The sequence below is a fragment of the Cytophagaceae bacterium ABcell3 genome (assembly GCA_030913385.1).
GTDB lineage: Bacteria > Bacteroidota > Bacteroidia > Cytophagales > Cytophagaceae > ABcell3.
This window is the reverse complement of record CP133159.1, coordinates 5,068,250-5,081,662: the sequence shown is the minus strand read 5'-3', so window position 1 is coordinate 5,081,662 and position 13,413 is coordinate 5,068,250. Positions and strand designations below refer to the sequence as shown.

11 protein-coding genes are annotated in these 13,413 nt (G+C 39.2%); 4 read left to right on the top strand and 7 right to left on the bottom strand.

Annotated features, from left to right (window positions below; genetic code table 11):
* Position 1: 1 nt before the first annotated feature.
* The 6 genes from RCC89_20940 to RCC89_20915 all read right to left on the bottom strand — a co-directional run bounded on the left by RCC89_20940 (position 2) and on the right by RCC89_20915 (position 6,680).
* On the bottom strand, positions 2–958 hold the full coding sequence (locus tag RCC89_20940; GenBank protein WMJ75604.1) for an N-acetylornithine carbamoyltransferase: 957 nt from the start codon (positions 956–958) through the stop codon (positions 2–4).
* Positions 959–2,098 carry an aspartate aminotransferase family protein gene (locus RCC89_20935; protein WMJ75603.1) on the bottom strand — a complete coding sequence of 380 codons (1,140 nt, stop codon included), beginning with the start codon at positions 2,096–2,098 and terminating at the stop codon, positions 959–961.
* A gap of 84 nt (positions 2,099–2,182) precedes the next feature.
* Positions 2,183–2,728: a cob(I)yrinic acid a,c-diamide adenosyltransferase gene (locus RCC89_20930; protein ID WMJ75602.1), complete on the bottom strand. Its 546-nt coding sequence runs from the start codon at positions 2,726–2,728 to the stop codon at positions 2,183–2,185.
* A gap of 12 nt (positions 2,729–2,740) precedes the next feature.
* The gene (locus RCC89_20925; GenBank protein WMJ75601.1) at positions 2,741–5,737 is read right to left on the bottom strand and encodes a hypothetical protein; all 2,997 of its coding nucleotides are present in this window, start codon (positions 5,735–5,737) and stop codon (positions 2,741–2,743) included.
* Between the two features lie 23 nt (positions 5,738–5,760).
* Complete coding sequence (gene gatC, locus RCC89_20920) at positions 5,761–6,054, bottom strand: Asp-tRNA(Asn)/Glu-tRNA(Gln) amidotransferase subunit GatC (GenBank protein WMJ75600.1); 294 nt, start codon at positions 6,052–6,054, stop codon at positions 5,761–5,763.
* A gap of 29 nt (positions 6,055–6,083) precedes the next feature.
* The gene (locus RCC89_20915) at positions 6,084–6,680 is read right to left on the bottom strand and encodes a lysophospholipid acyltransferase family protein (GenBank protein ID WMJ75599.1); all 597 of its coding nucleotides are present in this window, start codon (positions 6,678–6,680) and stop codon (positions 6,084–6,086) included.
* Between the two features lie 308 nt (positions 6,681–6,988).
* On the opposite strand from RCC89_20915, the gene RCC89_20910 reads away from it, so the two are divergent.
* Both RCC89_20910 and RCC89_20905 read left to right on the top strand, forming a co-directional pair.
* Positions 6,989–8,056, top strand: coding sequence for a PorP/SprF family type IX secretion system membrane protein (locus RCC89_20910; GenBank protein ID WMJ75598.1), 1,068 nt, complete (start codon positions 6,989–6,991; stop codon positions 8,054–8,056).
* A 15-nt stretch (positions 8,057–8,071) separates the two neighbouring features.
* Complete coding sequence (locus RCC89_20905; GenBank protein WMJ75597.1) at positions 8,072–10,693, top strand: LysM peptidoglycan-binding domain-containing protein; 2,622 nt, start codon at positions 8,072–8,074, stop codon at positions 10,691–10,693.
* A gap of 8 nt (positions 10,694–10,701) precedes the next feature.
* Here RCC89_20905 and RCC89_20900 read toward each other — a convergent pair whose 3' ends face one another.
* Positions 10,702–11,253 carry an NUDIX hydrolase gene (locus RCC89_20900; GenBank protein WMJ75596.1) on the bottom strand — a complete coding sequence of 184 codons (552 nt, stop codon included), beginning with the start codon at positions 11,251–11,253 and terminating at the stop codon, positions 10,702–10,704.
* Positions 11,254–11,640: 387 nt separating this feature from the next.
* Here RCC89_20900 and RCC89_20895 point away from each other — a divergent pair, with 387 nt between their 5' ends.
* The gene (locus tag RCC89_20895) at positions 11,641–12,249 is read left to right on the top strand and encodes a ribonuclease HII (GenBank protein WMJ75595.1); all 609 of its coding nucleotides are present in this window, start codon (positions 11,641–11,643) and stop codon (positions 12,247–12,249) included.
* Between the two features lie 55 nt (positions 12,250–12,304).
* Entirely contained in the window at positions 12,305–13,405 is a 1,101-nt protein-coding gene (gcvT, locus tag RCC89_20890; protein ID WMJ75594.1) for a glycine cleavage system aminomethyltransferase GcvT, read from the top strand.
* Positions 13,406–13,413: the final 8 nt, after the last annotated feature.

Below are 13,413 nucleotides of genomic sequence, written 5' to 3'. Positions count from 1 at the left end.
TTTAGAAATTATCTTCTAACATCTTTTTTAGGACGGCTTGTGCTGCATGGACTCTGTTGGCTGCCTGCTGAATGTGTATGGCTTGTGGCCCATCAAGCACCTCGTCCATTACTTTAAGGTTTCGTCTTAAAGGAAGGCAGTGCATGAATTTGCCATTATTGGTCAAATCCATTTTGCTGTTGTCAATAACCCAGCTGCTATCAGTAGTGAGCACTTTGCCATACTGGTGATAAGAAGACCAGTTTTTGGCATAAACAAAGTCTGCGTCCTTTAAAGCTTCGTTTTGGTCATAAATGATTTCTGCCTTGCCCCTAAACTGCTCTGCTAGTTCATATCCAGGAGGATGGGTAATGACAAAATCTACATTGGCGTCAGGATGGTTCATCCATTCTGCAAATGAATTAGGCACCGCTTGAGGCAAGCTTTTAAAATGCGGTACCCAGGTCAAGACAACTTTGGGTTTCTTTACTGTTCGGTATTCCTCAATGGTCATTAAATCTGTTAAGGATTGCAAGGGGTGCAAGATGCTCGATTCCAAACTTACAATAGGTACATTGGCATACTGAATGAATTTGCTCAGCATGACATCTGAATAGTCCTCGTCTCTGCTTCTAAGCTTGGGAAATGATCGAACACCAATAATATCGCAATACTGCCCTACTACAGCCGCCCCTTCTTTCACATGCTCAGCAGACGTTCCCTTCATTACCACACCTTCTTCAGTTTCTAAAGCCCAACCTTCGTTGTCAAAGTTCATCAGCATTATACTCATGCCTAGTGTTTGGGCAGCTTTTTGAGTACTAAGCCTTGTACGCAAGCTTGGGTTCAGAAAAATTAAGCCTAAGGTTTTGTGCTTGCCGAATTCCGCATGCTTCCAGGGATCCTTCTTGAAATCTAGTGCCTTATTTACCAGCTCCGGAAGGTTCTCAACGTCCTTAATCGAGATAAAATGTCTCATTTATTTAGCTAAATTTTTGGATAAAACAGATTCAAATGCTTGCAGGAACAAATCTACTTCTTCTTTCTGGACATTGAGTGCAGGCAGAATCCGTATGGTGTTTTTGTCCGATGAGGATCCGGTAAACATGTTATGCTCATTGAGAAGGTCTTTTCTCACACTTGCACACGGTATTTCCAGTTCAATACCTACCATTAAACCTAAGCCTCTGACACTTCTTACTCCTTTGAGTGTCTTGACTTTTTCCATTAGATAGTTTCCGATGTTTTCCGCATTGGAAATCAGGTTTTCGTCTTTTATAACATCTAATACAGCTATTGCAGCGGCACAAGCTAAGTGATTACCCCCAAACGTGGTTCCCAGCATGCCGTGAACTGCTTTAAATGTAGGGCTTAATATTATACCAGCTACAGGGAAACCATTGCCCATACCTTTTGCCATGGAAATAATATCTGCTTTGACATCGGAGTGTTGGTGGGCAAAGAATTTGCCAGACCTGCCATAGCCAGATTGTACTTCGTCAAGGATAAGCACTGCTCCAAACTTGTCGCAAAGTTCGCGGGCTTTTTTTAGAAACTCGTTGGTAGGAATTTTAACACCCCCTACGCCTTGTATACCTTCTATGATTACAGCGGCAACTTCATCATTAAAGTTTTTTTCGAGGCTTTCTATGTCATTAAAAGGAAGCAGTATGGTGTTTTCCGTTTGGTTTACCGGAGCTTGCATAGATGGGCCATCCGTTGCAGCTACTGCTAGGGATGTACGGCCGTGAAAGCCTTTGGTAAAGGAAATGATTTTTTTCTTGCCAGTATGAAAAGAGGCCATTTTTAAGGCATTTTCATTGGCTTCTGCACCAGAGTTGCAAAGGAACAGTGAGTAGTCGTCGTAACCAGAAAGTTTTCCCAGTTTTTTTGCCAGTTCTACCTGTAAAGGAATTTTAACTGAATTAGAATAAAATCCGATTTTGTTTAATTGACCTGTGATCTTCTCAACATAATGTGGGTGTGTGTGGCCAATGGATATTACAGCATGACCTCCATATAGGTCTAAGTATTTATTGCCATTGCTATCCCATAGCCATGACCCTGCAGCTTTTACAGGTTCAATTTCAAAAAGCGGGTAAACATCAAAATTTTTCATCTGCTAAATTTATGCTATGCGTGAATACAGATTTTCATCTTTGCAAAATAAAGCAAATTTAAGCGTAAATAAATTAATTTGGAATTAATTTACCACTTTCCAAGGTATTTCAGGCGTATTTAGGTCAAAAGCGGTCTTCCGTGCCAGCACGAACAAGTAGTCGGAAAGTCGATTTAGGTAGACTAAGATAGGTTCGGCACCGGGACTGGTGTCGGCAAGTTCAGCTACATAGCGTTCGGCCCTCCGGCAAACACTTCTCGCTATATGACAATGGGAAACAGTACTGTGGCCGCCTGGTAAAATAAATGACTTTAGCTCTGGCAATATTTCATTCATCCTGTCTATTTCATTTTCTAAGGCTGTTGTCTCTTCTTTCTTTAGTTCTGGTAAGGGATATTTATTGTTTGGGCCAGCAGCCAGCTTAGAGCCAATGACAAAAAGCGTGTTCTGAATATTTCTTAGAAAAATGGCAGTTTCTTCTTGAGCAGCCAAGTCTGCAATCAGCCCTATCCAAGAATTCAATTCATCTACGGTTCCGTAGGCGTGCAAGCGAGCGTCTGATTTGGAAACTCTGGTCCCGCCCAACAGTGAAGTTTTTCCTTTGTCGCCAGTTTTCGTATATATTTTCATGCTGCCGGGTTTTTAATCTTCTTGTTGCTCTAGTTCTTTATTGTATATCTTTTCGAACTGTCTATACTCCTCTTCTGATAAAAGGTACTCCAAGTCTTTTAAAGTGGATGCTGCATAGGTGCTTAAGTTCATTCTGATTGATTGTAGTGCATACGCCTTTAGTAGGTTTGTTTGCTCTGGCATTAAACGTACAGAACGGAGCAGTGCCTCATAGGCCGTAAGTCTTTCGTTTTCTGCATTGAAGAAGTCTGCTGCATGTATAATAACCTCTTCATTGAAAGGCATGCGCTCTACAGCTTTTGAAAAAGCCTTTTCTGCCTCATCCTTTTGGTCTTGATGCTGAGCAACAAAGCCTTCTAAAAATATTCTGAAGTCTTCATTTTCTCTTTCAAGGTCTATAGTTGCATAAATGTTGGCCAGCTTTTCAACCTCTTTTAAATAAACAAGGGTTCTTAGATACTGAAGGTTTAATTCAGTGTTTTCTTTCTCCTCTTCGGTTAATTGGTTGTATAAATCTAGTGCCTTTTGTGGATTTTCGTTCTCAATATATACCGACATGAGGATAGCAGTAGACATCTGCTTTATAAAAGTATCTTTGATGCTGCTATATATAGAAAGGATGTCTGTTTCGGATAAATCCTGCTTTCTAAATGCCAAATACTGGTACCTCAAAGATTCTTCCCAATCCAACACTTCCGAAGGGGTATCTGTGGTAAGTATCAGGTGTATGTTACCGCTAAGTTCTGCAATATTTGGATCTTTGCTTTCTTTAAGCTTTGAAAACCCTTCAATAGCCTCTTCTGTTTCACCTGCCAGCACTTCACAGAGTAAATATTTCATGTAAGCGGCCTGCCCATCTTTGGTACTAAGTTTTCTGAAGTAGTTGGCCGCGGCTTTATATGCTTTTTCTCTAATGAGTAGGTTAGCAACCATCCTGCTGACTGTTGGGTTGCTGACAAAGTCTTGTCCGGCAATCAGGTCTAGCATGTTCTTAGCTTCAGCTTTATCTCCATTGTACCACATTCTCAAACCTTTTATTAAGTTTAAGTCTTCTAGGTAAACTTCATTTTCTGGGTGTGAAATGAGCTTTCTATACAAACTGAAGAAAGAAGTGTCTGTTGAGTTAAACTTATTTAGTCCAAAGTTGTACAGATATGAGAAGTTGGTATTTTGCAGGGTGCTGTCACTAAAATAGCCTGTGTTAAATACCTTTTCAGAAACTTTTCCTTGACTTGTTCTTAATGCTAGGTTGTTATTTTCCCATATTAAACCATTGACCTCTTTACTGTCTCGGCTTATACTATCCGCAGCAACTACATTTCTTTGTTTTAAATAGAATGAAAGGTGGTTGCTCAAAGGAGTGACTATCTTATTGGTATTGGCACGGCTCAACTGTAGATGGTGAACAACAGAGTCTGCTATATCTGTTTTTTTGTAAAGGATACCCAAGTTGTTGTTCAATTCTGCGCTCTTCGGGAAGTGTTTTATGCCATATTGTAATTTAAATAGGGCAGGGAAATACATATCTTCCCTATGGTAGAGGTTTGAAAGGTTTACAAATGCGTGAGGCATAGGCTTCTTTATGTTCGCCCTTTCGTAATACTCTATAGCTTTGTTGTTTTTGCCTGCTGCTTCAGCGAGTTTTGCCGAAGAGTAGTTAGAACGGTGGTTTGGGTGGTGGTACACCATTCCTTCATGGTAGTAGTGTCTTGCTAAGGTGTTTTCACCTTCATGCTTAAAAACGTCTCCTACCAAATTGTAATATCCTGAAAGTGCTAAATAATAACCAGACTTGCTGTTGTATAGGAAAAGGGCCATTGCTATGATAAACCCTACGCCTCTTACCATAAAGAAAGGCATTCTTCGTGGCTTATAAACAGCTTTGTAGACAGGTATTTTATTGAAAATGTCGTAGTAATTTACAATCACATAAATAAAAAAGATACTTCCAAACGCCAGTTGCGTATAAATGATAAAGTACTCCAAGCTTTCAACAAGGGGATCATTTCCAGTAATAAAAGCAAAGGCAATGGTTGAGCTTGCTATTATCCCCAAAGCTAGGTAAAAGTATGCGCCATTTGGGGCAAAAGGTATAACATCTTTAAATAAGACCGAACGTTTTTTATAGCTCCAAATCCCTAGTATTGCGGCAACAATGTAAATGTAAAAGGCATTGAAATATAGAATATCCCAATCAATAAGGTTTGACTTTCTCAGGTATAAAAGTAAGATATTGATAAGGTATAAAATTGAAATTGAGGAAAAGCTCAATAAGTTGTTTTTTCCTGTAGTGTTAGCCGAGTCTGTTGTAATGTATAGGAATGCCTTGATAATATCAAAAGATATGAACAGGAAGAAAAGCACGGAAAGCACTAAGGGTATCCCAATGCTGAAATTGGCTAAATATAGAAGAGGCACTTCTGTTTGGGCTGTAAGCGATAAGGTTATTCCTGCGCCACATGTTAATAGGACAAAAAGCCCTAGCCTACTGAAAAAGGAAACGTTTTTGTTAAATGCCTGAAAGTAGTAACTCAGAGCACTATAGGCAACTATGACAGAAGCAAGCACCAAGTGGTCAGAACGGCCAAATGCTTTTAATAGCTCCATTTGCATACTGGCAAAATACAACATAAGCAAGATCATGCCTATAATGTACCAAGACAGGTCCATGTAAGTGATCAGTGTCAGGCATGTGAGGATGCCTAACAGCACCAGACCTAAAAATGCATAAGAAAAAACAGGGTATATTTTTACGTCAGCGCCTTGGAACTTTTCATTTAACAGGTAGGCATCTGCTTCTACGCTAAAGGTTAGCAAGTATTGAGAGAAGGAGTCCAGAACTACTTTTACACTGTCTAAGGCAGGTATGGTTTCCCACCCTATTACTACAGAATTTCCAAGGATTTCTGTAGTTAATAAGCCTGCCAAGGACAGGAGAAAAATAGAAAATAGAAAGATGTAAAAATTACTATAAGGTTTGTTCCACTTTTTCCAGAAGAAAAGATTCATGTTAGAATATTATTTTTAATGTATTACTCCATCCCAAGAAACTTAGGCACACGGAAATAGTCAGAGTCTTTTTTGGGCGCATTTTTGAGCCCTTCTTCATGTGATAGCGCATTTACAGCATTATCTTCACGCAGAACATTTACTTCTTCTGACATATGAATTAGGGGTTCAACATTTTCTGTATCAACTTGGTTCAGTTTGTCCATCCAGTCAAGGATTTTATTGAAGTCGTTGAAGAAAGATTCCTCCTCTTTCTCGTTCAACTCTAATCTTGACAAGTGGGCGATTTTCCTAATTGTTTCAATATTGATTTTCATAATTTTAAAAATGTTAAATGAATAACAGGTTAAGCCAATTGTTTATTATATTTTTTTAGTTCTTCGTGAATGACCTGATAGGTTTTTTCTTTAAGCTCTTTTATGTTTTCTAAGGTCATACCGGTTGTTTCTATCGGTTCGTGATAAATTACCCGCATTCTGTGGAGCAGATTTACATGCATTTTTTTAAGGTCTGGCAAAATCTCCCAATTATGGGGTATGGTAACCGGAACAATGGGTACTTGTTTTTCAATGGCAATTTTAAAAGCCCCGTCTTTGAACTTGATCATACGAGGGCTTCCTTCATCAGGAATGGTGCCTTCAGGAAATATGACCAAGCTCCTTTTGTTGTCGATGGCTTTGCAAGCTTTTAAATAGCTTTTATACGCATTAACCTTACTTCTTCTGTTAATTGGGATATATAGTTTCTGGAACATGTATCCAAACAGGGGTACTTTGGCAAGCGAGTCCTTGCCCATAAAAGCATAAAACCCTGATAAGGAGAAGCAAATGGTCGGAATGTCCAGGTATGAAGTGTGGTTGGGACAGAAAACATAAGCTTTGTTCTTCTTTAACTTGAACCGGAAATCTGTATGACAAGGTGTAAGGCAAATAATAAATACCATGTATGCCCACACTTTATTTAGAAAATGTGCAGCAGGGTATGTTTTCTCTGATTGTAAGAATATAAAGAAAAAGGGGTATAGCAGTAAAAATACCACCAAAAACCAGAGGGTACACCAAATGAAGAAAACTCTTTTCAGGACTTTCATGAGTGCAAAAGTAGTATAAATATTGATATGTTTTTTGTACAACATTTATAAAAGCTCTTACATACAGATAAAAATATTATTTTAACCTATTTCTCCTTGTTGCCGTATAGGGCAGAAAGCCACTTTAAGAATTATTGAGGTTCAAAACCGGTAAACTGTTTATGCATAATCATTTTTTGTTTAGTAGGGGCCGGAAAAGTATTTTTCTGGCATTGGGAGGTATACTCTTATCCTGTAGTGTTTCTATGGGACAAGACGCTATATTTTCTCAGTATTATGCATCCTCTTTGTATTTGAACCCTGCTTTGGCTGGTATAGAACCTTCGCTTACTGTAGGGTCTAACTATAGGACGCAATGGCGCAATGTGACAGATCCTTATATAACCAGTCAAGTTTCTTTAATAAAACCTATATATACAGACGAAGGAGAAAACCATTCTGGTGGTATTGGTATATCTTTATACAATGACCAATCAGGGCTTACACATTTTCAGACAAACGGGATTAATATTTCCGGTGCTTGGAATATTTATCTGAGCGAATATAAAATGCAGTCTTTGACATTGGGCATACAAGCTGGTGTTATGCAAAGGCGGTTAAGTTTCTCAGATCTTAGATGGGGGTCTCAATATAACCCTGATGGGGAAAATGGTTTTGACCCAACACTTGACCCTGAAACAAGCGGATTTGCCTCATCGTCTATTTTTCCCGATATATCTGCGGGCTTGCTTTATTATTATAATGCAGGAAGGGATTATTCGGTACATAATGTAAGTGGTTATTTTGGGTTGTCTGCTTACCATTTAAACAGGCCCAACGAGTCATTATTGGAAGGAGAGCACAGACGATTGCCGACACTTTATAAAATGCATGGTGGCATTGAATGGCATTTGTCGGAGCGTGTCAATATATCGCCCAATTTTATTGTTGCAAGGCAAAGCAATGCCATGCAGTATAACGGAGGTTTGTATTTAACTTTTATTTTGTCTGAGGGAGAATCTGTACTGGCTCCTTCTGAAATTATCACCGGCGCTTGGTATAGGGTTTTTGATTCTTTTATCGGCGCATTGGGTTTTGGAAATAAATACTACACCTTAGCGTTTAGTTATGACGTAAACAACACTTCGCTGCGTCACAACTCTATTGGCAGAGGAGCTTATGAGATTTCTCTCAGAATCACTAGGCCAAGAGTGGGAACTACGAAAAGATTTTATACCCCAAGAATTTAATTATAGCAGGTAGGGATGCGCATACTCAGAAACATATTGCTGATTTTTTTATCCGTATGCTTTTTTGCGGTGAATGAAAGCTATGCTCAAAAAGGTAAGAAGAGCAAAAGGAAGGCTAGGGTAGCAGCCCGAAAAAGCAAACTGGCAACGGAAGCTGCGAAAAAGCATTTTGCCAATGCAGACTATTATTTGTCAGCCAGGGAGTTTAAGAAGGCTTATGAATTTAACAGCGATAATAGTTTTGCTCTTAAAAAGGCCGCTGAATCTTATATGCTGCACTTTGACTATGTAAATGCTGAGAAATATTATAAAATAGCCACTAAAACTATTTTGAAGGAATACCCACTTGCTAGGTATTATTATGCTCTAATGCTAAAAGGCAACGGCAAATATGAAGAAGCGCAGACGCAGTTTGAACAGTTCCGCTCTGAGTATAAGGATTATAGTTTAGAGGCTGAAGTTTATAAGGAAAAGGCCAAACAAGAGGCGCTTGGCTGTGAAGTAGCTTTGCATGAAATGAGCAAACCTCAGAGAGATTATGAATTCGAGCCTATACCTCCTCCGGTAAACACTCCATATTCTGAGTATGCTCCGGTCATCAATATCAATGATACGATCATTGTTATTACTTCTTCCAGAATTGAGGAAGGTGGGAAGGAGTTTGGCATGCTCGGCGGAGGATTTAGTAACATTTATAGATTCGAAAAAACGGAAGATGGCTGGGTGAAAAAGGGCAATGAAGATAACTTTGACATAGTGAACTCTAAGTTCAATGAAAGTGCAGGAAGCTTTAATGGTGATTTCACCAAGTTTTACTTTACCCGTTGCGATGAACGCATAGTAGTAGATGGCAATGAAGAGTTTAACTGTGCGATTTATGTTACCAAACTTGCCAATGGGAAATGGGGAAAACCCGAAAAATTAAATGAAAACATTAACATGAAAGGGGAGTGGAATGCGCAACCGTCTGTCTCTCCTGAAGGCGACGCCATGTTTTTTGTGTCCAAAAGGCCAGGAGGGTTAGGTATGCACGATATATGGTACAGCACTTCTAGTGGTAAAGACGATTGGGGGCCAGCCGTTAATATGGGCGAAGGTATTAATACGATGTTTATTGATATGTGCCCTAGGTATTATCCAGATGAAAAAGTTATGTTTTTTTCTTCTAATGGACACCAAGGTTTTGGCGGCTTAGATATTTTTATGGTAAGTGAAGACGTGTTCTTTGAAGATGATTCGGTTAAAGTTAAAAACGTTGGCCTGCCTTTCAATTCTAATAGAGATGATTTCTACTATGTAATGGGGGAGAAAAAAGGATACATTGCTTCTAATAGGGAAGGCGGTGCCGGTGGTGATGATATTTACACATTCAATTTATTTAGTAATGAGACCCTTGTTGCTTATGTGGATCAGGACTCTGTAGGAACAGCTAAGAGTATATCTATTTTAGGTACAGTGTTGCAAGCAGAAGATAAGAGCCCTGCGGCTGATGTAGAGGTAGCGCTTACGAACGAAAGGAGTGAGAGGATTAAGTCCACTAGTACGGATGATGATGGTAAGTTCCGATTCGAAAACTTGCCTTCAGACCAGAACTATAAGGTGTTATTGGACGAAGAAGAAGAGGAAGAAGGCAAATCTGTCAAAAATGCAGTGAAAGTGACCACGGAGGTAGAGTATGTTGTGAAAGATGTGCATGTGAAAAAGTCTGACCAAGAAGCTACTAAAACTTTATTTGAGAATATTTATTTTGATTTTGATAGCTATGCCCTTCGACCAGAGGCTAAAAGGACTTTAAACGAACTCGTTGAATATTATAAGCAGTACCCTGAAATTCAGATTGAAATGAATGCCAATACGGATGCCATTGGCTCAGGAGATTATAACAAAATATTGTCAAAGAAACGTGGTACGGCTGCTCGGGAATATTTGATTTCTAAAGGTGTTGAAAAAAGTGCCATTGTGGTGAATGCTATGGGGCTTAACAACCCTATTGCTCCAAACAATAGCCCTGTTGGCAGGCAGTTGAACAGAAGGGTTGAGTTTTCAATAATAGGAGGGCCTGGCTTTGAGGCCTCTACTATGGCTTATGTTATTGAGCCTAGGTCAACTATAGAAAAAGTTGCCGAGAAATTTAACATGACAGTAGACGAAATTAAGGAGCTGAATGACTTGAAGGGTAGTGACATAAAAGCTTTTCGGCCTTTGAGGGTGAAAAGATCTGAAGATTCAGACATTATAGCCCCTGTTACTATGCATGCCATCAGTCCTTCTACCAGGGCTAGGATGAATATTAACTCGGATGATCTTATGCATGCGCCTGCAGAAAATGTATATATAGTTTTGCCTAGCAATACGCTTTTCTCTATTGCAAGGCTGTACGGGCTGAGTGTAGAAGAGTTGAAGAAGATGAACAATCTAGCTTCTGACAACTTGGTTATAGGTCAACGTTTGAAGGTCAAAACAGGCGAGGTCGATCAAAAAGATGTTGATTCGGGGAGGTTGTATATAGTTCAAAAAGGAGACAAAATTGAGACAATTGCACAGCGTTTTGGCCTCTCTGCTACAGATTTGATCAAGATGAACCAGATGGATCTGTATAGGCTTCGTCCAAACATGGTGCTACAGGTGAAGAAGTAGCGAAGGGGTTATACCCCCTTCATACGTGCTACTTTTAGAATACCCGCGACACTCATACTATCAGTGATCTGGTTGTTCATGACCATATCTACAGCTTCCGAAAGATGCACTTTCTTTATTTCTAGCTGTTCAGTATCGTCAAATTCGGTTTCGCCTTCTGTCAACTCTTCGGCCAGATAAATAAGCCCTTCTTCATTGGTGACGGAGTTTGAAGTATGAAATCTTTGAATAAAAGTCCATTTAGCTGCTGAAAATCCCGTTTCTTCTTTTAGCTCTCTTTTGGCTGATTCTAATGGGTCAACCTCTAAAGGCCCACCACCTTCTGGTATTTCCCAAGAGTACTCTTTTAACGGATAGCGGTATTGTCCTATAAGGTAAGTGTAATTGTCTTTATCTATAGGGACAACGCCAATGGCTTTGTTCTTAAACTGGACAACGCCATATATCCCTTCACCGCCGTTTGGGTTCAATACCTGGTGCTCGTGAACACTAATCCATGGGTTTTCATAAATTGGTTTAGTGGACAAAGTGGTCCATGGATTTAAACTTTCATCTATCATTTGTACAAATTTTTTTAGAATTCCTGTTTTTTTAATCAGGCTTAAACCTGAAATATGCAATAGAACTTAACTTCAAATCAGTCGCTTCGCTCACATTTGTGTCTTAACCATAGTGCGCTGCTATGCCTGGTGACTCAAACGTGATTTATTGGCATTTTGCTCCTTGTGACGAAATCTATCGGTATAATTCAGGTTAAACTAGCTTTTCAGCAGCTTTTCATGCTTTCTTGTGCAGAAAAGCATGTGTTTTAGAATCTAACAAAATTATTTGCCCGAAAGTTGATGATTTTAATTCGAAAAAATACTAAAAGAAGGAAATTTTCATTAGTTTTTCAGGTTAATTAAGGATAATTTTATTTTAAATTACTAATCATTTTAATCTTACAAATGCTTAGATCCTTCCATACGAAAGGTTTTAAAGAAGCGGGTCTCGACGAAGCAGGAAGAGGTTGCCTAGCTGGGCCTGTTGTTGCTGCCTATGTGATTTTGCCTCCAGATTATTCTCACCCTTTATTGACAGACTCAAAGAAGTTGTCAAAAAAGTTGCGGGAAACCCTTCGTGAAGAAATAATTAAAGAAGCTATAGAATATCATGTTTCAGAGGTGTCCAGTGAAGTGGTCGATGAAATAAATATTCTAAACGCTTCATTTTTGGCTATGCATCAAGCTTTGGACAATCTGAAGTGCCGACCTGATTTGTTATTGATAGATGGAAATAGGTTTAAAGCTTATAAAAACTTTCACCACGAATGTATTGTGGAAGGGGATTCTAAGTTCTTCTCCATTGCAGCAGCTTCTATTTTGGCAAAAACGTATCGCGATGACCTAATGACAAAGTTTGCGGAAGAGTTCCCTGTATATGGCTGGCATACCAATATGGGTTATGCGACCAAAAAACATATCGCAGCCATCAAAGAACATGGTATTACCCCTCTTCACCGTAAGTCTTTTACTTTGTTTTCTACACAGCTTGACTTATTTAAAAACACTCCATAAGAATTTTAGTTTTTTTATTTTCTACTAATTTTCTACTTTTATAATTATATTTAGAATGGACAACAAAGAAATCGATCTGAAAAAGACTGCTTTACATGATGTACATGTAGAATTGGGCGCTAAAATGGTACCTTTTGCAGGGTTTTCTATGCCTGTTAAATATGCTTCCGAGTTGGAAGAGCATTTTGCTGTACGCGATAAAGCAGGAATTTTTGATGTATCGCATATGGGCGAGTTCTTTGTGTCTGGGCCAGAATCTTTGGATTTTCTTCAGAATGTCATTTCCAATGATGTTTCCCGCCTCCATACTGGCAAAATTCAATACGCTTGCTTGGTCAATGAAAACGGAGGTATTGTTGATGACCTGCTGGTTTATAAAATGGCTGAAAACGAATATATGCTAGTAGTCAATGCGGGAAATATAAGTAAAGACTTTTCTTTCCTAACTGACAATAAGCCCGCCTCTGTGGACCTTGTTGACAAATCGGATACACTATCTTTGTTGGCTGTACAAGGGCCTAAAGCTACTGAAATTCTTCAAAAACTTACTGAGATAAAACTTGAAGAAATCCCTTACTATAGTTTTGTAAAGGGGGCTATAGCGGGTATTGATAATGTTATAATTTCAGCTACCGGATACACCGGCGCAGGTGGTTTTGAACTATATGTTTCTAATGAATCTGCTGTAAAGCTTTGGAAGGAGGTAGTTAATGCAGGAAAACCTGAGGGGGTAAAGCCGTGTGGTTTAGGTGCCCGTGATACTTTGCGCCTTGAAAAAGGCTTTTGTTTGTATGGAAACGATATAGATGAAACCACCTCTCCCCTGGAAGCTGGCCTAGCTTGGGTTACCAAATTCAATAAAGACTTTCTCGCTAAAGATAGCCTTTTGGCACAGAAGGAGCAGGGGGTTAAAAGAAAGTTGGTTGGATTTAAGATGATGGAAAGGGGCATTCCTCGGAAAGGCTATGAAATATGCAGTAATGATGGAAATGTGATTGGCCAAGTAACTTCTGGTAGCCAATCGCCTGTTTTGTCTGAAGGAATAGGGTTAGGCTATGTTGAAACAGCCTATGCTAAAGCTGATACAGAAATTTCTATAGGTGTGAGAAATAAGCTTTTAAAGGCCAAGGTTGTCAAGTTGCCTTTTGTGAATTAATTATTGAT